Below are 21,680 nucleotides of genomic sequence, written 5' to 3'. Positions count from 1 at the left end.
GCCAAGCAAAAATTTTGCGTTTCTCTTGTTGCAAATTTAGTAAATAGAGTATAGAATAGTAAAGTTGCACCCAAGGGCGGGTGGCGAAATTGGTAGACGCACCACACTCAAAATGTGGCGGCCTTGCGGTCATAGGAGTTCGATTCTCCTCCTGCCCATTTTTAAGTGTATAAGCCGATTTTACATGCATTGTGCATATTAAGGAGGATCTAAGATTATGCAACTCAAAAGATGGGAATCTCCCCGTAGAGAAGGGAGAAATGATAAAGGCCGAGGTGGTTCAGCTAGAAAACGACAACTCAAAAAGCAAAGACAGATGCTGCGACAACAACTAAAAGAATCGAACAAAACAAATAACAGCAAAAATAATCGCCAGGGGGAAGAAAAAATCTTCTCCCTTTTTTTTTATCCATTTTGGACACACAACTCACAAATTCTCTAGCTTTTTGGCGAAAAATCCCTCCTATCTCAGCCGCGTCTCAACCATTTTTTAGCTACACCATATTGCATTCAGAAAAATTTGACTCATTTTCAATAAGTTATCCCCATAGTAAAAGGTAAAGTCTTTCACTAAAAATGATACAAAATATTTTGTATTAATTGTTACATTTTTAACATATTCTCAATATTTTTTGAAAGTATTTTTACTGAATAGCCATATAACGTTTTATTTAGAGTAGGATTACCGAAATTATTTAAAATAAATGTCATTTGTCTTCTTTGAGTAAAGGCTTGGAAATCGAATTTCCAATTCTCTATCTAGACGTTTTTTAGCCTCCTCTTAAAACCAAAAAGCCTGATAAATAAAGGGTTTCTGCTTAAATATTATATCTAGCGAAACTCTGTAAGGCTCAAATAAAGTGGTTAAAAATTTGGTAGTTATACTATCTATATTTTGGTAGCATAATGAAAATTAATATTTTCTAATCAATAAGATTACGTAAAAAATTCTGGTACAATTGTGAATATTTCGTAAATTAATCTATGTAAAAATATAAATTAAATATAAAGTTTACCCTCTAATATGTAAAAAGTGTGAACTTGCACAGTAATATAATATACGTTTACTGAAAGTTCCATAATTGTAGGTAAACAGTAAGATTACTGATGAAACAGTTTAATATTCATGTGTTTACGTTTGAGGATGTTATAAAGCTAAAAAAAGAATCGAGGAAGCTTGTTGATTCATTGCTCGATTTTAGGACTACCTTAGGTAATGTCTAGTTTTTATTCTTGACACGAGGAGTGATTTATGGTAGGAGGAAGCTTTCTGCCTACTCAAAAGGTGCTTGATTTCCCTATTACTGCCTTGCGCTTTGATGATCAGATACAAACAATCCTGAAGTGGGCGATCGCTCGTGAGAGCAAAGCTGTATGTGTAGCAAATGTACACATGTTGATGGAAGCTCACTGGCACCCAGAATTTGCCAATGTATTACACAATGCAGATCTAGTGACCCCTGATGGGATGCCACTAGTGTGGATGATGCGACAAATGGGAGCGCATTGCCAAGATCGTGTAGCAGGAATGGATTTGTTTTTAGCATTGTGTAAGCGATCGCAGGCACACAACATTAGTGTTTTCTTTGTGGGTTCACAAACCGAAATTCTTTCTCGGATGAGAGAACGTCTTGATGAGGAATTTCCCAAGCTGAAAATAGCAGCAATGGAACCTTTACCTTTTCGTCCTTTGACTGAGACGGAAGACGAAGCTTTAATCAATAAAATTAACTCTAGTGGTGCTGGAGTAGTATTTGTATCCCTAGGGTGTCCCAAGCAAGAAAATTGGATATCTCAGCATCAGGATAAAATTCAGGCAGTGATGATTGGCATAGGCGGCGTTTTCCCTGTTTATGCAGGGATTCAAAAGCGGGCACCACGCTTAGTTCGAGATCTAGGGCTGGAATGGCTTTATCGCTGGGTTCAAGAGCCACGCCGACTTTGGCGTCGTTATGGGACAACAATTCCACCTTTTCTGTGGTTAGCAACTAAACAGTTGTTGTCTTCAAGTCGTTTTGCCGGAGTTTTTCTAAATGGCACTGGAGATTGATGAGATACTTTAATATTATTTATAAGCAGATTTATATAGAAGTCTAGATGCAAAAAAGGTGCCATCCAAAACTTATAGATCTTCAGTACATAATCTGCTAGTTTTCTTGGTTAAATCCTCAAGCTCTTTCATAGTAAATTTTGTATGTATATAAGAGAGTTTATTGATTTGACCATGAAAATAATTTATTTCTCCCTGGATAAAAATTTGGTTTAAATAAACTTAACATTAGGCATATTACACACTGAAGAAAACAAATTATTTGGTTTAAGTAATTTGGTAGTAAGCACTTGATACCTAAATAAAGTAGAAAGCAAAAGTAAAGATGTCTAATATAAAAGTTGAATCTTTTACATCTAATAGTCTTTCACACTATAGAACCCAACATCTATTTGAACGAGTTGGAGAAATTACGACTTTAGAAGAACTCAATGAATACTGTGATTGGGCAAAACAAAACAAAGTAGATATTTATATTATAGGTAACGGCTCTAATACGCTATTTGCAAGCAAGAATGTTCAAACATTAGTACTGAAAAATAAACTACCTAAATATATTAATTCTCTATCTGAGCAGAGAATAGAAGTATCTTCTTCAGTTTCACTGATGGAAGTACTCAAATACTGTTATCAAAATTCATTAGATTCATTTTATTATCTTGCATCCGTACCAGCTACTATTGGAGGAGCGTTAGCAATGAACGCTGGTCGAGGAAGACAATATGGATGTACAATATACGATTTTGTGGAAAGTGTAACCTTCTTTGAAGATGGATGTATAAAAACACTACAAAATAATCAAATCACACGCAACTATCGAGAAACAATGTTTACTGGGATACACTCAAAGCTGATATTGAGTGCAGTTTTTCAGTTTGAACAAGCAGAATTTAATGAAAACCCCATAAACTTAAGACAAACTTGGGCTAAAGAACATCAAGATAACAAAGCACCTAACTGTGGCTCGGTATTTAAAATGGCTAATTTTAAAATACTCAAAATACTCAGGGGGGTTTCTTGTGGTAAGGCGATGTTTTCTGATAAAACAACTAACTGGATACTAAACAAATCACAAAGTCATATTTCAATACTTATCTTAATTAAAATAGCTAAAACCTTGCATTTTATAACTAGGCAAAAAATAGCTGTTGAACTAATTCAAGTAAAATAGATAATTGGGATTCAAAAAATAACTCTTAAAAATACAATATTAATTTTATATATCAAAATAAATAATTTGATTAATATTTATTTGATTTGCAACATTCGATCCCAAACTGTAAATCTTTTAATTGGTTATATTTAATATAATGGAATATCCTGAAAAATTATCAAATTTACGACAAAAGGCAGTTAAAGGCTTAGCTTGGTCTGCTATTGAAAATTGGGGAAGGCAAGCAGTCTCTTTAGTGGTTTTCTTTATCTTAGCTCGTCTACTTAATCCAGAAACTTTTGGATTAATTGCTTTAGCATCAGTTTTTATTGCATTTGTGGAGCTTTTTCTTGATCAAGGATTATCTAGAGCAATTGTCCAGCGTCAAGAAGTGGAGTCAGAACATTTAGATACTGCATTTTGGACAACGTTAGGAATTAGTCTATTTTTGACATCTTTAAGCATAGCTTGTGCTGGATTAGCTGCTGACTTCTTCAAGCAATCGGAGTTAACAAGAATTATTCATTACTTATCTATAACTTTTATATTTAGTGGGTTGAGCAGCGTACAGCAAGCTATTCTTGAACGTCAGCTTGCTTTCAAAAGTTTAGCCATACGTTCACTAATCGCAGTTTTCGTCAGTGGGATAGTGGGTGTAGTGATGGCTTTTCTAGATTTCGGAGTTTGGAGTCTTGTGGGCCAACAACTAACTAATGGTTTAATGCAGGTATTAGTTTTGTGGCGAGTTAGCAATTGGCGACCCGGGTTTAGATTTTCAACCATACATGCCAAAGAACTGTTTAACTTTGGAATTAATGTTTCTGCATTTAATATAATTAACTTTTTTAACCGCCGCTCAGATGACTTACTTATTGGCTACTTTCTTGGACCAGTGGCATTAGGTTATTATGCAGTTGCTTACAAATTGCTATTAGTAATGACACAAGTTTTAATTAGTACAGCAACAAAAGTCACATTCCCCATATTTTCTAGATTGCAGGGTGAACCCGAAAGATTAATAAATGCTTTCTATAATGCTACTCAGTTTGCAAGTATCATTGCTTTTCCCATGTTTCTCGGTGTAACCGTATTAGCACCAGAATTAGTAAAAATATTGTTTGGTGAGCAATGGAATCAAAGCATTCCAGTAATGCAAATCTTATCTTTAATTGGTCCAGTTCACCTAATTCTTTACTATAACAGTTCTGTAATTATGGCTTTGGGAAAACCTGCGTGGAGGCTGTGGATACAAGTAATCAATACCGTTACCAATGTCATAAGTTTTGTTGCGGTAGTCCAATGGGGTATTGTCGCTGTCGCATCTGCTTATGTAATTCGTGCTTACTTACTATCTCCTATTTCATTAATAGCTATTAGCAAACTAGCTCATATTAATTTAATGAAATATTTACGTTTATATGTAGTACCTTTAGTAGCATCATTTGTAATGATTAGTTCTATGTTAGGAATTAAATTTGTATTAAAAGATTTTATTGAAATAAGGTTATTAACAGCTATTGCGGTATTACTGGGTATCTCTATTTATATTTTTACTATTTCGATAATATCACCCAAGCTTTTCAAATCAGTACTGGCTTTAGCTGAAAATATAAAGTTAAAGACAGAAAAAAAAGTATAATTTTTTAAATAAATATTTCACGGAGAAGAACTATGAAAATTGGAATTATAACTTTTCACCACATAGATAATTACGGAGCAACACTGCAAGCTTATGGTTTATGGAGTTTCCTTAAAAATCAAGGATATGATGTTGAAATTATAGATTATCGCCCTTATAAAGCCATAAGATATTACACCAGATCATTAACTCCAATTAATAAAAAGCTTAGATTTAATCTCGAAGCCTTTGCCAATATTGCAAGAGCATGGAAAATGAGGCGATTTTTAATTTCTAATATGAAATTGAGTGCTAAAAAACTCTATTCAAAAAAAGGGTTACATTATTTTAGCAAAAAATATGATGTTGTAATCTGTGGTAGTGACCAAATATGGTGCTTGGATTCTTTCAGAGGATTTGATTCATCTTTCTTTTTAGATTTTGTGAGCAATCAAACTACTTGTAAGATAAGTTATGCAGCTAGTTTTGGAAATACAACTACATTAGGTAATCAAACAGAAGAAATAAATCAATTAATTAATCAATTTCAAACTATTTTAGTTCGTGATACTAATAGTCAAAAAATTATTATCAATGAGTGTCACACAGAAGCTATAAAAGTACTCGATCCGACTTTTTTAATTAATTATGACGCTATTAAAAAGACTCCACCAATTAGAGATAACTACCTTTTAATATATAATCAAACTGAATTAAGTCAAAGAGAAGCAGATTTTGTAAAATCTGTAGCCCAATCTAAAAACTTAATAATAGTCTCTGTTGGTAAATATAATAGCCTAGCAAAAGTCAACTTGATACATGCTAGTCCTCAAGAATGGATTGGTTTATATGCACAAGCATCTTATGTCGTCACGAATACTTACCACGGGACTATATTTTCTATTATTTTTCAAAAACCCTTTACTGTATTTGTTAACACTAAAAAAATGTACAAAGTAAGTGATCTACTGAAAGAATTAGGATTAGAAAACAGAAGATTTTCAAAAGAGGTAAGAGACAAATTAGTAAATGATCAGATATTTAATATTGACTATGATTTAGAAGTTATTGAATCAAAAATAGCAGAATCAAAAAAATGCTTAATGGAAGCAATTACACAAGCAAAAAAAAATAATATTAATAATGATAATGAAAATGGAACCAAAAGATAAAATTCAAGAAAGTTTTGCCATTTCAAAAGCATAATAGTTGTTTAATTTGTCCGGAAAATTGATTTAGTTTTATATTGAATAGGTAAGAGTATAAATTATGAATCATTATCCCAATTATTTTATTTCGGTAATCATCCCAGTTTTTAATGACTCGAGAAAATTAATATTATGTTTAGAGGCACTAGAGAATCAAATTTATCCTAAGCATCTGTATGAAGTTATTGTTGTAGATAATGCTTCAGAGGAGGATATTAAGAGTATAACTGTTAAATTTAAACAAACTAAATTTTGTTATGAAAGTCAGCCTGGCTCTTATGCCGCTCGTAACCAAGGAATTTCCACAGCAAAAGGAGAAATACTTGCCTTTACCGATTCAGATTGTATTCCTGCATTAGATTGGATAGAAAAAGGTGTCAAACATCTAATTAGCACTCCTAATTGTGGATTAGTTGCTGGGAGGATAGACCTTTTTTTTCAAAATCCAGATAAGCCAACATCTGTAGAAATATTTGAAAAAATTGAACTAAATTTTCCCCAGAAAGAAAAACTGGAGGAACTACACTATGGTATGACTGCAAATATTTTTACTTTTAGACATATTTTTGATAATGTAGGTGATTTTGATAGTACTCTTAAATCAGGTGGCGATCGCGAGTGGGGACAGAGAGTTTTTGCAGCAGGTTATGAGCAGGTATATGCTGATGATGCTTGTGTAAATCATCCTGCAAGACACTCATTTTCCCAGCTACGAAAACGAGTTGCACGTCTTACTGGTGGAAAATTTGACAGAATGATGAGCCAAAAGCCTTCATTGATGGAAATTTTCCTGGATATAGTAGAAACGTTTAAGCCTCCTTTTAGAAGTTTATATCGTGCTTGGAAAAATAAAGAGTTGACAAGCAATCAACAAAAGATTCAATTAATTTTAGTCATGTTTTTTGCAAGATACATAGTAATATCCGAAAAAATTCGTCTTTATTTGGGTGGAATATCTGCAAGGGGATAGTACTGGTTAATAGCTTGGTCATTATTTCTTTTGCTAGTTAATTTAATCAACGTGTTTCACACTATAATCCTGTACAGACAATGATAAACTTCAATCAATCTGCAACTATTCAAAAATCATCAACGCTGAGTAATACTCCTCTAGTAAGCATAATTATAGGTAACTATAACTATGATCGCTTTGTTGGAAAAGCAATAGATAGTGCGCTCAAACAAACTTATGAAAATGTTGAGGTCATTGTCGTAGATGACGGTTCCCAAGATAAGTCACGAGAAGTCATAACTCAATATGGTAATCAAATAATTCCTATTTTCAAAGAAAATGGTGGACAACCATCTAATTACAATGCCGGGTTTGCCCAAAGTAAAGGAGAAATTATTTGTTTTTTAGATTCGGATGACATATTTGTACCGGAGAAAATAGAAAAAGTAGTTGAAATATTTAAATCATCAGAAGAAATTGGTTGGTGTTTTCATAGTATGCAATTAATTGATGAAAACAACAATTTTTTGCCCGTAACAAATACACCAAATTATAAAACTCGTGCATGTGATTTTCGAACCCTGATTAATGCAGGTAGACTTCCTCCACATGTTCCTCCTTGTTCTGGTCTTTGCTTCCGCAGATCACTTTTAGAGAAAATCCTGCCTATGCCTGCTCCAAAAATAATTACGAACAATGATTATTATGTAAAATTTATGGCAGTGGGATTAAGTAAAGGTTTTATGTTAAGTGATGCATTAACCCTGCAAAAAGTTCACGGTAATAATGCAGCAACCTTAAGAAAAGATAGACAAGATCAAAAAGCCAGAAAATATATGTATACAGGTTTATGGGTAAAACAAGAATTTCCCCAATTTTATAAATTTGCTAATAAATTAATGGCAATTGGTATAGGATTTCAATGGGAATCTGGTAATAAAGATGTGATAAATAAAGAAACTTTTAATAATTATTTATCCTCGGCTTCTAATAGAGAAAAATTAAATATTTATTTGCGAGGAATATATTACTGCTTAAAATCACTTACGGGGCTTTAATAGCGTTTTGCAGTTATGCCTAATCCTAATCTGATTGTATTTACTGGGCGCCTTCTACCTACATCAGAAACCTTTATTCTGTCTCAAGGAGAAAGTTTACATAATTTTACTTCTTATTATTTAGGTGCGCGGTTACTTAAAGAATTAACTCTACCGCCTGAGCGTATGATTGTAATCAATCAGGGTAGTTTGATTGGTTCAGCTAAAGAACTTGTGTTCAAGTTATTCGGCTTGGCACCAAAGCTTTATAAACAAGTCAAGCAGTTGTCTCCTGTTTTAATTCATGCACATTTTGGCGTATGTGGAGCTTTAGCTCTGCCATTGGCGAGGTATTTGCGAATCCCCCTAATTGTCACCTTTCATGGTCTTGATGCCACAATGACTGATGAGTATGCTCAGCATGAATCTATTAGTAGTCGAGTTTACCTCAAGCGTCGAGAAGCGCTCAAACAAGAAACTCGGTTGTTTATTGCTGTGTCTGAGTTTATTAAAGCAGAACTGGTAAAAAAAGGTTTTCCTGCAAATAAGATATTGGTACATTACATCGGTGTAGATACAGAACTATTTAAAGCAGATACTAACGTGAATCGTGAGTCTGTGGTACTGTTCGTTGGTCGCTTAGTTGAAAAAAAAGGCTGTGAATACTTGATTCGAGCAATGGCTGAAGTACAGTCAGTTCTTCCTAATGTAGAATTAGTGGTTATTGGTGATGGTCCTTTGCGTTTAAATTTAGAAGCGCTAGCAGCAAATTTACTTCATCGATACCAATTTTTGGGATTTCAGCCGTCAAATGTTGTCAAAAGTTGGATGAATCGCGCTCGATTACTGGCTGCACCCAGCGTCACTGCTACCCAAGGAGATTCTGAGGGACTACCTATAGTAATTCTCGAAGCTCAAGCTATGGGAACCCCTATTATTAGTACCCTTCATGCAGGTATTCCAGAAGGAGTAATTCATGGAGAAACAGGTTTTTTAGCACCAGAGAGAGATTCAAAACTGCTGGCTGAATATATTGTGCAGTTATTTAAAGATCCAGAAAAATGGTACCAATTTAGTTTAAAAGCGCGGGAAAATATGCAAACCAACTTTGCCAAATCTCAGCAAAACAAAGTTTTAGAAGGAATTTATGAGGCAGTATTAAAAGGTGAACTTTAAGTAGTCAAATAATTCTAATATTAGTAATTCATTTATTCCAATTATCTGACTAGCATTTAGGAAACTTGCTTAATTAGGTAACTTAGATATTTTCCAAATATACAGCGATAAAAAGAATATTGATTAGCAACTACACCTCATAGGTGCTGTCAATGTAAAATTATGAAAACTTAATCTCTAACACATCTCTATGAAAAAATTATTCATGACATTGATTCCAGTAGCAAAGCTTTAGCTTAAAGGTGTTTTAACAAGAGCAATGCGAATTTTAAGTATTCATAACAATTATCAAATCCGTGGCGGTGAAGACGAATCCTGCGAGTCAGAAGAACGCCTGTTACGGGAAATGGGTCATGAAGTTGATGTTTACCAAGAACACAATGAGCGAGTGGCAGCTATTGGTTATGTACCGATGGCACTTAGAACTATATGGTCAACCGAGTCTTACAACATAGTTAAACAAAAACTTAGGCAATCTGACTGCAATCTAGTCCACATCCAGAATTTTTTCCCTTTAATTTCTCCATCTGTTTACTATGCGGCGAAGTCAGAAGGCGTTCCTGTAGTCCAGACCTTAAGAAATTACCGCCTTCTTTGTCCCAATGGCTTATTTTTCCGTGATGGGCAAGTCTGTGAAGATTGTATGGGTAAGTTCGTTCCTTATCCTGGGGTTTTGCATAGTTGCTACCGAGAAAATCGTTCAGCAACTACTGTAGTAGCAACCATGCTAACTGCACACCGTACTATGCGTACTTGGCTGGAAATGGTAGATATTTACATTTGCCTTACTGAGTTTGCGCGGCAGAAATTTATTGCAGGTGGACTACCCGCAGAAAAAATTGTCGTTAAACCTAACTTTGTACATCCAGATCCCGGAAGAGGACAAGGTTCTGGTGGCTATGCACTTTTTGTAGGCAGACTTTCTGTAGAAAAGGGACTAGATACCTTACTTGCTGCTTGGCAACTGTTAGAAGGAAAAGTTCCTTTAAAGATTGTTGGAGATGGCCCTCTTGCTTCTCAAGTAATGGACGCAGTAAAAAAACTACCCCAAGTTGAATGGCTGGGACGTAGACCAATGTCAGAAGTACATAAATTAATGGGAGAAGCAATGTTTGTCGTTTTTCCCTCCAAATGGTATGAAACCTTCGGTCGGGTGGCAGTTGAAGCTTTTGCTAAAGGTACACCCGTAATTGCTGCCAATATTGGAGCGATCGCAGAATTAGTAGAATCTGGCCGTACAGGCTTACATTTCTCTCCTGGAGACCCCAATGACCTAGCTGCCAAAGTGCAATGGGCCATAGCAAATCCATCTGTAATTGCCCAAATGCGTCGAGAAGCACGCGCAGAGTTTGAAGCTAAATATACAGCACAGCAGAACTACAGCCGGATAATGGCTATTTATGAACTGGTTTTTAGTCGCCAGATATCACACATTTAATTTAAGATTTTCAAAAAAGTCAAACTAATAGTTACATTATCAAATAGCTGATAAATCTACTATGCTAAAAGCGTCAATCAAATAATTAGTATTGTCTTTCTGTGTTTTGTTACAGTAGCAGAGACTTAACTCATTGAACAATAAAGTTATTAGGCAAAAAAGAATATGCTAGGAGAGACAAGTATTGCATCTAAAAGTACTACTAAAAAATTTAACTTTGCAGACAAATTCCTAAGCTGGCATAGTTGGGTTCTCCTCGGTTATGCCATTTGTGGTAGGGGATTTTCCTACGTCGGTATTCCTCCTGCTTATATTGGTGAAATTACCCTCCTTTTTGGATTGGTAACTTTAAGTATTAATAAGTCAATTCCTAAAATTCTTAAACTACCTCAAACTTGGTTTTTACTCTTGTTTATGCTGTGGTGTTGCATTAATACCATCCCCTATTTTCCAATATATGGCTTAGACACTATACGTGATGCCGCTTTATGGTACTACTGTTTTTTTGCTTTAATAATCGCAACTTTGCTAGTTGGTAAACCACAGCGTTTTCTGTTTATGGTTTCTCAGTATGAGCGGTTTAGTAAGATTTTTGTTATTCTCATGCCGTTTGTGTGGGCAATTTCAAAAAACGTAACATTGCCTATTGTTCCAGGTTCGAGTATGCAAATCATCACTCTTAAACCTGCTGATACTATGACTCATTTTTCTGCAATTACAGCCTTTTTTATTGGTTCAAATTTACTAAAATTTCAAACTACATTTTTTATATTAACGTTTTTAATCAATTTAGCAGTTGTTGCTATCAATGCAAATCGAGCTGGAATGCTTGCCTTTTTAAATGCCTTTGCTTTAGTTAGTATTAGTAAATATAAAAGTGGCAAAATTTGGAAAATATTAACTATTCTGATATTTATAATTTTGCTAATTTTATTCATGAATCCAGAAATATTTGAACCTATATTTTCAAAAATAGCTAGTATATTTGTTGATAATCAAGAGAGACAAGGAACTAAAAACTATCGTTTAGATTGGTGGAATTATATTATTAACTACACTATTTTTGGAGACTATTTCTGGACTGGGAAAGGATTTGGTATAAATTTGGGAGTTGATTCTGGCTTTGATCCTTTAGGTGATGGTAATGTTCGCAGTCCACACAATGGACACATATCAGTTCTTGCTCGGACTGGTGTACCTGGTCTGGTATTGTGGCTACTGGTGCAACTGAGTTGGGCCGGAACCATACTATTAAAATTTCGCCAAAGCAGAATGAAAGGTCAAACAAAATGGGCTGGGGTCTTTTTGACGCTGCTGGCTTTTTGGATAGCCTCGATGACGGTGACAACATTTGAAGTGATTATTGAAGGGCCCACAGGTGGTATTTGGCTTTGGACAATGTATGGTGTAGGTCTAGCAGCAATAAAACTTCATAAAACTCATCCGGAAATTCTGACATGAATATTCTGATTTCTGCATACGCCTGTGAGCCAGGTCAAGGTTCTGAACCAGGAGTAGGTTGGAATATTGTTCGGGAAGTGAGCAAGTATCATCATGTTTGGGTCTTGACATCAAATTGTCACCGCCCAGGTCTTGAAGCTGAATTAGCACACAACCCATTGCCCAAACTACATTTCGTTTATCTTGACCCCTGTGGTTTGATCATTGATTGGAGTCCCAAAGGAAAACGAACACAAAAGTGGGTTTATTTTCACTACTATTTCTGGCAAATTCAGGCATATTTTGTTAGTAGGTCACTCCACCAAAATATTTGCTTTGATGTCTGTCATCATGTGACCTATGTCAAATACTCTAGTCCTAGCTTTATATCACTTTTGCCAATTCCCTTTATTTGGGGCCCCGTAGGAGGCGCTGAACTAACGCCCAAGGCTTTTGGGCAAAATTTTAGTCTGCGGGGCAAAATTTACGAATTTATGCGAAATATGGCTTGCTGGCTGGGGGAAAATGACCCCTTTGTTCGACTGACGGCGAGACGTAGCATGTTAGCTTGGGCAACAACAAAAGATACTGCTCAAAGACTGCGCCATATGGCTGCAAAAAATGTGCAAATTTTTCCTGAATCTGGTTTATCTGAAGAAGAAATTCAACAACTTGCTCAGTTTACTAATCCTCATACTTCCTCATTTCGGTTTATTAGTATGGCAAGATTGCTGCATTGGAAGGGAATTCATTTAGGAGTGCAAGCCTTTGCTCAAGCAGACTTACCTGATGATACAGAATACTGGATTGTGGGTGATGGCCCAGAACGAAAACGACTGCAAACCTTAGCCTTAGAACTTGGTATTGCTCATCAAGTAAAATTTTGGGGTAGGTTATCAAGGAATGAAACCTTGAGTAAGTTGGGCGAGTGCAATGTACTAATTCACCCCAGTTTACATGATTCTGGTGGATGGGTTTGCTTAGAAGCAATGGCGGCAGGTTGCCCAGTAATTTGCTTAGATTTAGGAGGACCAGGTGTACAGGTGACAGAAGAAACTGGATTTACAATCCCGGCGCATACACCTGAGACAACAGTAAAAGATATTGCTCAAGGAATGTTATTGTTGGCTAAAGACCCAGAATTAAGACTGCGTATGGGTCAAGCTGGACAAAAGAGAGTAAAAGATGTTTTTAGTTGGAAAATGAGAGGACTTTTCCTCTCTACAATTTATCAACAAGTCTGCACCCAGGAATAAATTAAATAAAATTTGTAGTCATGATTTTAGCTCTTAAAATATTGACTGCGATCGCTAAAGTACTCTCTACGAACAATGAGTATATTTAAGGTTTTATTTCACCCTTACTTACTTGTAGAGTATTAATAATTCGGCTTAGAGAAACAAGCATGAAGCTGTTAATTTTACATAACCGCTACCGATTTGCGGGTGGTGAAGATAGGGTAGTTCAGGAAGAGAAAGCTTTATTAGAGGCCAACGGACACGAAGTAATTTTATTAGAAGAACACAATCACACGATAAATAGTATTTGGGATACAGCTGTTACATCTGGAAGGGCTATTTATTCTTTTGCCGCTAAAAAAAGAGTCAAAGCAGAAATAAGTCGCTTTTGTCCAGAAATAGTACATGTGCATAACTTTTTCCCCCTACTTTCTCCGGCTGTCTATGATGCTTGTTATGCGGCTAAAGTGCCTGTTGTCCAAACTTTACACAACTATCGTTTGGCTTGTCCTAAAGCAATGCCGTTTCGAGATGGCAAAATTTGTGAAGATTGCATCGGTTCATTAGTACCTTGGTCTAGTGTATTGCATGGATGCTATCGCCAATCTCATCTGCAAAGCTCGGTTGTAGCAGCAATGACTACCTACCATCGGTTGAGAGGTACTTGGAATGACAAGGTAGATGCTTATATTGTCTTTACACAATTTCAAAAAGAAAAAATGATTCAAGCTGGATTGCCAGCAGCAAAAATTTATATTAAACCAAATTTTATTTTTGATAAAAACTACAATGAACAATACACGAAACGTGATAATTATTTACTCTTTGTTGGTAGATTATCAGAAGAAAAAGGAGCTTCCTTGTTAATTGATGCTTATATTCAGAATGATTTATCTATTCCTTTAAAAATTGTTGGTGATGGTCCTTTGAAGCAAGTTTTGCAGAAAAAAGCTCTGCATACAGGGTATGGAGCTTTGATTGATTTTCTAGGATTTCAGGAAAGAGAAACAGTTTTTCAATTAATGTATAATGCCGATTTTTTAATATTTCCTTCAATTTGGTATGAAGGTTTTCCCTTAACAATCATAGAAGCCTTTGCCTGTGGATTACCTGTGTTAGCTCCCAAATTAGGTAGTATGGCAGAAATTGTAGAAAATGGTGTTAATGGGTTACATTTTCAAGCAGGAGATGCTGTAAGTTTAGCCGCAAAAATAAAATGGGCTATGGATAACCCCGAAAATATAATTTCTATGAAACAGAATGCTCGTCATACCTATGAAAATAAGTATACTTCTAAGACTAATTATCAGCAATTAATGAAAATTTATCAACAAGTTATACAAAATAATGAGTAATCGTAGAGACGTTTCATGAAACGCCTCTATATGATTTAAGGATGAAAAAAGTGGAGAGGTTATCCCCATCTCCTCAGAGAACCTACTTACTCCGCAAAGTAATTAAATCCAAACTTTTTACATTGGGGATGGTAACCTTGCCTTTACGCATAACGGCGTCACCTATATAAACATTATTAATTTTGCTATTTGAGCGATACATTTTCATAGTTTTATCGCTAGCTTGGGTAAGTTCTTCTACAAAAACTGTTACGGAAAAATCTTCTGCTGCATAACCACCTTGGGAGTTCGACCATTTGTAACCGTTAGGCAAGACAAATTCAAATCTATCATCTGTAAAATTACTGACGGCTATTCCCCACGAACCATCTGGATTTTTGGCACTGGCTACAGTAATTCGCGGTTTTTTACCATAAGTCCAAGTCATACTGCCTTCTAAGGAACTGATACTTTTTCTAAATACAGCACCCATATCAAAAGTTTTGCTGAGTTGGAGAAAGTAATAATATTTTTGAAAAATATCATAACGAAATGGGTTGCGGAAATAACGAATCAGTCGTGTTGCATCATCCCTATAATCTGCTGGCGAATTACCAATAAACCATATCCAGTGGGTGACTCTATGGTTCATGTCATTCAGAAAACGAGAAGCAGCAGAAGCAGCATTTAAAGCATCGCCCGGATTCTCTGGGCCATTAGTACTAGCCTCAGTCATCCAATACTCTTTATTTGTACCCTCAATTAAATTAGCAATTGCATTTGTGGCTGCCATGTTATAGGAGTGGGTGGAAATGCCATCCAAAGCTTTCCATGCTTCAGGATCATTTTTTATAGCTCTGATGGCTTGAACAGCTTCTTCGTTACCACTTGCATGTTCTGGGGCAACAATTTTGACATCTTTTAAACCACGATTATCCAGCTCTTTACGGAGATTTTTAATCATAGCTGGCCATTGAGCATTAGAAATCTTGATTTTAGCGGCGTTTGGTTCATTCAATACACCTGTAGCATGAATTTTGATTCCATGTTCATGCTTAATCTTAAATATAAAACTTGCTAAGACTGCGGCATAGTTTTTAATCTGTGAGTCAGCAATTAAGCGCGGTTGAATTGCGGAAGCCATGTAGTTGGGAATGCTTCTGGGAGCAAGTAAAAATTTATTACAACCCTGAGCTAATGAATCAGAAATAAATCCCGATTTGACAAAAGTATCTACAAATTTAGAAGTATCTTCTACACTAGGCTTGGGTGCGTAGTGGGAATGATCAAACCACAATCTCACAATTCTAAATTTTATGTCATTACAAACCAGTTTTTGTAATGTGTTTTTTTCTGATTGTGCCAAGTCTGCATGTCGTAAACCACCATTAATCGTTTGGCTAGCACCAAAACCTTGAAATGTTTGCCTTGCTCCTTGGCGAACTGTGATATTAACAGCAGTATTTGCTAAGGCATTACCTGATGGTGCAGCTAAAAAAACAGAAGTTGTCAGAATTGAACACAAAAGAGCAGTACGTTTATTCATGATTAAAATCCTTGCGGGAACACCTAAATTTGACAATACTTAAAGCTGGAAACTTGGAGAAAGTGTAATTACTCTGTCTGAAAATAATTCTGTAGCCAAAGGGATAAGTGCAATGTGTTTGAGATTAACTCAATAATTTGCTAATTAGTCTGAGAGAAAATACGTAATTGCCATTAATATCAAAACAAAATTGGCAGTAAAGTCCACATTTCACAGATAGTTAAAAATTGTCTATCCTTTATCTGGAAAGTGTTGAAGACGTTAATCTGTTTAGCGACTGACAAAAGCCCTCCGGGCATCTAAGAAACAGCGTTTGCGCTATCGCCCCCATAATATTCACCATCAATCATTAGTTTTTGGCAATTGAAAATCTTGTCATTTAAATACGACTCTGAGGTTTCATGACAAACCAATACACATCTATCCATCCAAGTGATAGGCTAAGAGATTGTTAAACAACCTCAATATCAATCAATGAGAATTTTATAGCTGACCTCCAGATAATTTTGAGGTTGATTGAGTAAATTAGTCATGACAATCATTCCCTTTTGTTATTCCATCAATAAGGGTATGAATAGTTTCTTAATTTCTTGTGCCTCAAACTTGTCGGCTTGTCTACACTATTAAGGCATCATGTAAAAATAAGTTGTACAAATTTAATCTGGAGTAAGCTGTTAACCTTACTTTCCAATTAAAAGTGTTCAAGTTATTTTTGTGCGACTCCTAAGGATAAAAACCAACTGGCAAACACGCTTCTAAATCCAAGAAGGAAATAACTTGTTACTTCTGGCAGTCACCAGAATTGATTGATAAATACCATACTTAACTTTGTCTTGGAGACGTTCCCTAATGTTCAGGTCGAAGAGATACCTTGTCCACAGTGCAGGCGACTTGTAAGTTTGAATGAATAGCCTTTCTCTGACTTGAGTTGTCATGGCTACTAATCCAGGTTCAGCCTCTATTTTTGACAAAATTTCTGTGGGTAAATCTGTCTCCAGTAGATTTTTAGCGAGGATAATGCCCAGCAAAAATCTCTTCCAGCAACCTAATTCTTGAGCTTGCTTGATTAATAAATCCCAATTTATTTCGGGTGTAACACAGATGAGTGCAGCAATATCACTGATTAGGCTTAACTTGTTCCAACGGTCTCTGCAAGCATGGACGCAGAGAAACAACAGATTATCTTCTGGTGATAAATTTATTACTGTTTTACCTGCAACAGTTACCAAGGCATGACGCTGCCACAGCCGTTCATGAGCAATGGGAAAAGATAGATATTTCTGCAAAAGTTGCCAGTGGAGATCTAAATTAACTCCTGTGTGTTTGTGTGTGTAGTTATTATCCTTGCAATATGGAGATTTTAGTCGGGCAACTTCTTGCTCTCGCGTATGGTTGTATGTGTTTTGAAATCCCTGAGTAACCAGCAAATCTCTGGCAATTATGGCATCTTGGGGGCGAACTAAGATGTCAATATCTCCAAACTGCCGCAGTGCGAGATTATTGTAAACTGAGACCGCAAGAATAGGTCCTTTAATGGGAATTACGGTGAGATTGTGGGATTCAAAAAGATTCAGCAGTTTAAGCAGCTCGTTAGTGAGAAACAGGTTGCGTCTAGCATTGGCTTTGAAATAATAGAGCAGCTCTGCCAAAATATCCTGGGGAACTAGCTCAGGACAGATGGTATTGAGATTTTGGTAAAGCAATGGCATGACCTTGTGGAAGGTTGCTGTTTGGATGATATATGTCCAATCAAGGTCTTGCTCAAGCAGGGTTTTGATTTGCTCAGTAGTTGAAGGATCTGGATGAGTACGGACACTGTTTAGAAGTAGCTCAATCTCAAGTCTGTTTTTGATTTCCTGATTTTCACTATGGGGTTGGGTTTTCATCAGAACATTAGACTAAGTTTGCGTACTTTGGCCCAGAACAAAAATGCAGATTTGGCTAATTTGAGATGTTGTTCAGTATCTAGGGAGTTAAAGATGTCATTTCACCCAAGTTAGGCGGTGAAATACTACAATCACAGCAATATTCTATTGAGAGATTTATTTACCTTGTGAAATTACATAAGTACTTGCTGTGAATAGTTAGAAAAGCAGGCTTTTTAACCAAAAAACTCAATTAAATAAGGTTTGCGTGACAATTTATGAGCCTGATTAACGGATTCAATATACCATCAAATAAAAAATCGATCTGCCAATTATAAGAATAAGTGATAAAAATTAGGATTTTTTTTAATATTTTTAATGATTTTTTGCCAGAATTACTCTTATTGATAGTTGTGTAAAGTCAGCAATACTGCTTTAAATGATGCGGCTTACCACTATAGGCATACTCAGGATCAAGACTGGAAAGCTGCAAGAAACATACTTAAGAAAGGATTTTGAGGGGTAACGGGGAAAGTTCATCACCTATAGAGAAATCGACCTCTGCACGTGTGAGGACGAGGAAGTACAAGACTTGAATCTTAGGCTTGGGAGGATGTCAAATTAGTTTGCATTTGGGTTTTCCAGGACTGGGCATAAAGTCCATCTAGGGCTAGTAATTGCCCATGATTTCCCGATTCCACTATCTGACCAGCACGCATCACGTGAATAATATCTGCCTGCATTGCCAGTGTAAACCGATGAGTAATCACAACTGCTGTGCGATCGCTTGCCAATGTGCGAAATCTCTCCAACCAATCGTGTTCTGCCCAGGGGTCCATTGCACTGGTGGGTTCATCTAAGATAATAATTTGGGCGCGGCGAAAAAATGCCCTTGCCAATGCCAAACGTTGCCATTGACCACCACTCAAGTCAGTTCCTTGGGGAAATAACTTGCCTAACATGGTGTTGTAGCCCAAGGGTAATTGGGATATCTTTTCGTGAATACCGGAAGCTTTGGCAGATGTTTCAATTTCTGCTTGATTTGAGGGTGCAGATATGTCACCTAAAGCGATATTTTCACTCGCGGAGGTATAGTAGGGAATGGGGGACTGAAACAAAACGGTAATTAATCGCCGCAGTTGTTGTACAGAAAATTCACGGATATCGATGCCGTCTAATTGTATACTACCAAAGTCAGGGTCATAGAACCGACATAAAAGTTTAATGAGTGTGCTTTTCCCTGCACCGTTATCACCGACGATGGCCACAATTTTACCAGCAGGTAGGGTTAAGTTGAAGTTTTCCAATACAGGTTCTTGAGTGCCAGGATAGCTGAAAGATACTTGGCGGAATTCAATGCCCTGTTGGGGTTTTGCAGGTACAGGGACAGGATTAAGTGGATCTACAATTTTAGGTTGTATCTTTAAAAACTCAAATAAATTACCAATAAACAAGCCATTACGATAAATTTGCCCCAAGTTACTTAAGACAGATTTGACAACACCTTGACCTTGTTTGAATGCTTGAAAAAATAAGGCTAAATCACCTAAATTCAAAATTCCTAACAAGACTTGTCGTCCTATCCAGGCCAAGGCCAGACCAGAAACAATCAGTCCCAACAACCCAGCAATAAAACGTCCTATGGTTTGCTGTTTCAGTAGTTGTAGCTGTTCATTTCTGAGTTTACGGCGCAAATTTTGGTAAGCAGATTGAAAGTAATTACCGAAGTCAAATAATCGCACTTCCGCAGCTGTGGCACTGTTTGTCAGTAGCAGGTCATAATACATCAACCAACGGCGATCTGTGGTGGTTTTTTGTGACCATTGATACTGGACTTTATTTAAATACAGCAGCACACAGAATGCCGGAAAAGCACTGATGGCTAAAACTACAGGTAGCCAAACACCATAAGGCAGTAAAAGTGCTGCGATCGCAATTAAAGTAATACTGTTTTGTAAGAGGCTACCAGTACTTTCTAATAAAGCAAGCGATCGCCCGCTTGCTCCTTCGCGCGCTCGTCCGAGTTGGTCATTATATTCAGAGTATTCATACAAGCCATAATCCACCGCAACTGATTGTTTGTGAATCAAGCTACTAACATAATCTTGTACTAGTTCTGATTGGCCTGTGCGAATCCATTCCGCCGCACTGTTAACCAACTCCGCCAATAGCATAATGCCTACTAATAATCCTACTGGGATGAGAACTGTCTGGATAGTGGCTGCGGAAATACCTGTTCCCGTGACTGCAACTAAAGCATTAACTACTCGCGGAGTCAGAGAAAGACTAGCGGCTGGTAGTAATCCTTGAACTAGTAGTAATACCATCCAGGCTACAGTCCAATGGCGAGATGCTGCCCAAACCAAGCTGAAAGTTTTTAATAAGTGGGAAAATATGGTATTCGTACCGCGTAGTTTGCTAATCAAAACTTTCACAACCTATCAAATTTAATCTATACAGTAGTGAGATTATCTACACTTGCAGCGGCTAGGTCTTCCTCAACTAGCTTGACAAGTTCTGGTAAATCTGCTAGAGAAGGCTTGCGAATGAAGTGACAAAAGCCAACATTTTTCACCAGATCAGTACAAAGTCGGAGATGGGAAGCTTGAAATTCGGGATCTGTAATTAAGGTAATAGCACGTGTATGACGTACTAATTCCACAAAGGCTTGTTGCGTTGGAATTTGAGTAATTTCGTGGCGTTCTCCTTTACCCAGCACATAAATTTTCTGGAGTGGTAGGGGGGTTTGCTGGAAACCTTGAGAAACTTTGTAAGACAATTTTGGTCCATTGGGGAAAATTGGCGACAAGTTGTTAATATCTTCGCCTAGAGAGGTAGCGGCTTCTGGCCACAACTTAAATTGAGGATATGCCGGAAATACCAATGGTTTCCCTGTACCAACTTGAATAGGCATGACATCATCAGTCAAGACATCATAACCCTTAGTGTGAAAGGCTGTAGCTAAAGTTGACTTACCCGAACCTGAACCACCCATAAATGCTACTGCTTGGTTGTTAATTCTGACAGCGCTAGCGTGGAGAACTAACAGTCCTCGCTGCCGTAATAAAACACATAATATTGGCCCTAGTAGTATGGTACGTAATAAACTCTCGTCTACGCCTGGTATGGGATCAATTACTATTTCTTGACCTTGATAAATTAAAAATCCACCAACTTCTGCTACTGTGCCTTGGAAATTGTTCCCAAGATCAAATTCCTTCCCAGTGGTATTATCTAATTTCCCTAACCGCACAATCACATCTGGGTTACCTGCGCTTTCTATTAGTTCAGGTAATAGTATTTCTGAAGCAATGTATAAATTAAAGGCTTTATAAACTTTCATATTTTAAAGTTATTTTATAGATATAAATGTGATTAAATAAGCATTGCTTTTAGAAATTAATTACATATTTTCCTGTGATTTTTAATGAACTGTAGTGGCATGTCAAGGCTAAAATGTTGCATTCAATTTATCTTGTAGGATGGGCGTCTCGCCCGTCCGGTGCAGGCAAGATGCCCGCAATACAAGAGTTATATCATCTATCACACCATTTTAGGCGTGTCAGTCCAGTAGGGTGTGTTATGCCGTAGGCTAACGCACCGCATGATTTAAGATGTTGCTTTG

Annotated in this window: 16 protein-coding genes and 1 tRNA gene; 13 read left to right on the top strand and 4 right to left on the bottom strand. The window is 36.6% G+C overall.

The window, feature by feature from the left end; all coding sequences use genetic code 11:
* The first annotated feature begins 74 nt into the window (after nucleotides 1-74).
* From ACM0OT_RS17380 to ACM0OT_RS17320, 13 genes are all read left to right on the top strand, one after another.
* A tRNA-Leu gene (locus tag ACM0OT_RS17380) sits at nucleotides 75-158 on the top strand.
* A gap of 59 nt (nucleotides 159-217) precedes the next feature.
* A complete protein-coding gene (locus ACM0OT_RS17375) occupies nucleotides 218-442 on the top strand; it encodes a hypothetical protein (protein ID WP_414565675.1) in 225 nt (74 codons plus the stop codon).
* An 810-nt stretch (nucleotides 443-1,252) separates the two neighbouring features.
* On the top strand, nucleotides 1,253-2,050 hold the full coding sequence (locus ACM0OT_RS17370; RefSeq protein ID WP_414565674.1) for a WecB/TagA/CpsF family glycosyltransferase: 798 nt from the start codon (nucleotides 1,253-1,255) through the stop codon (nucleotides 2,048-2,050).
* 325 nt (nucleotides 2,051-2,375) lie between these two features.
* Nucleotides 2,376-3,221, top strand: a complete 846-nt coding sequence (locus ACM0OT_RS17365; RefSeq protein WP_414565673.1) for an FAD-binding protein — start codon at nucleotides 2,376-2,378, stop codon at nucleotides 3,219-3,221.
* A gap of 139 nt (nucleotides 3,222-3,360) precedes the next feature.
* On the top strand, nucleotides 3,361-4,842 hold the full coding sequence (locus ACM0OT_RS17360; RefSeq protein WP_414565672.1) for an MOP flippase family protein: 1,482 nt from the start codon (nucleotides 3,361-3,363) through the stop codon (nucleotides 4,840-4,842).
* Between the two features lie 32 nt (nucleotides 4,843-4,874).
* The gene (locus ACM0OT_RS17355; RefSeq protein ID WP_414565671.1) at nucleotides 4,875-5,993 is read left to right on the top strand and encodes a polysaccharide pyruvyl transferase family protein; all 1,119 of its coding nucleotides are present in this window, start codon (nucleotides 4,875-4,877) and stop codon (nucleotides 5,991-5,993) included.
* Between the two features lie 97 nt (nucleotides 5,994-6,090).
* Nucleotides 6,091-6,999, top strand: a complete 909-nt coding sequence (locus ACM0OT_RS17350) for a glycosyltransferase (RefSeq protein WP_414565670.1) — start codon at nucleotides 6,091-6,093, stop codon at nucleotides 6,997-6,999.
* Nucleotides 7,000-7,079: 80 nt separating this feature from the next.
* The gene (locus ACM0OT_RS17345) at nucleotides 7,080-8,039 is read left to right on the top strand and encodes a glycosyltransferase family 2 protein (RefSeq protein WP_414565669.1); all 960 of its coding nucleotides are present in this window, start codon (nucleotides 7,080-7,082) and stop codon (nucleotides 8,037-8,039) included.
* A gap of 15 nt (nucleotides 8,040-8,054) precedes the next feature.
* The gene (locus tag ACM0OT_RS17340; RefSeq protein WP_414565668.1) at nucleotides 8,055-9,194 is read left to right on the top strand and encodes a glycosyltransferase; all 1,140 of its coding nucleotides are present in this window, start codon (nucleotides 8,055-8,057) and stop codon (nucleotides 9,192-9,194) included.
* Nucleotides 9,195-9,453: 259 nt separating this feature from the next.
* Complete coding sequence (locus ACM0OT_RS17335; protein WP_414565667.1) at nucleotides 9,454-10,632, top strand: glycosyltransferase family 4 protein; 1,179 nt, start codon at nucleotides 9,454-9,456, stop codon at nucleotides 10,630-10,632.
* A gap of 165 nt (nucleotides 10,633-10,797) precedes the next feature.
* A complete protein-coding gene (locus ACM0OT_RS17330; RefSeq protein WP_414565666.1) occupies nucleotides 10,798-12,093 on the top strand; it encodes an O-antigen ligase family protein in 1,296 nt (431 codons plus the stop codon).
* A complete protein-coding gene (locus tag ACM0OT_RS17325; protein WP_414565665.1) occupies nucleotides 12,090-13,328 on the top strand; it encodes a glycosyltransferase family 4 protein in 1,239 nt (412 codons plus the stop codon). The genes ACM0OT_RS17330 and ACM0OT_RS17325 overlap by 4 nt, the downstream gene beginning before the upstream one ends.
* 149 nt (nucleotides 13,329-13,477) lie before the next feature.
* Complete coding sequence (locus tag ACM0OT_RS17320) at nucleotides 13,478-14,665, top strand: glycosyltransferase family 4 protein (RefSeq protein WP_414565664.1); 1,188 nt, start codon at nucleotides 13,478-13,480, stop codon at nucleotides 14,663-14,665.
* A gap of 82 nt (nucleotides 14,666-14,747) precedes the next feature.
* Here ACM0OT_RS17320 and ACM0OT_RS17315 read toward each other — a convergent pair whose 3' ends face one another.
* The 4 genes from ACM0OT_RS17315 to ACM0OT_RS17300 form a co-directional block, all read right to left on the bottom strand.
* Entirely contained in the window at nucleotides 14,748-16,190 is a 1,443-nt protein-coding gene (locus ACM0OT_RS17315) for a hypothetical protein (protein WP_414565663.1), read from the bottom strand.
* Between the two features lie 755 nt (nucleotides 16,191-16,945).
* The gene (locus ACM0OT_RS17310; RefSeq protein ID WP_414565662.1) at nucleotides 16,946-18,076 is read right to left on the bottom strand and encodes a nucleotidyltransferase family protein; all 1,131 of its coding nucleotides are present in this window, start codon (nucleotides 18,074-18,076) and stop codon (nucleotides 16,946-16,948) included.
* A 578-nt stretch (nucleotides 18,077-18,654) separates the two neighbouring features.
* Nucleotides 18,655-20,490, bottom strand: coding sequence for an ABC transporter ATP-binding protein (locus ACM0OT_RS17305; protein ID WP_414565661.1), 1,836 nt, complete (start codon nucleotides 20,488-20,490; stop codon nucleotides 18,655-18,657).
* 17 nt (nucleotides 20,491-20,507) lie between these two features.
* Nucleotides 20,508-21,398, bottom strand: a complete 891-nt coding sequence (locus tag ACM0OT_RS17300; RefSeq protein ID WP_414565660.1) for a hypothetical protein — start codon at nucleotides 21,396-21,398, stop codon at nucleotides 20,508-20,510.
* Nucleotides 21,399-21,680 lie beyond the last annotated feature (282 nt).

Source organism: Anabaena sp. CCY 9613 (assembly GCF_963920895.1).
Lineage (GTDB): Bacteria > Cyanobacteriota > Cyanobacteriia > Cyanobacteriales > Nostocaceae > Cyanocohniella.
The sequence above is the reverse complement of the archived record's forward strand: the minus strand, read 5'-3'. Positions and strand labels throughout refer to the sequence as shown.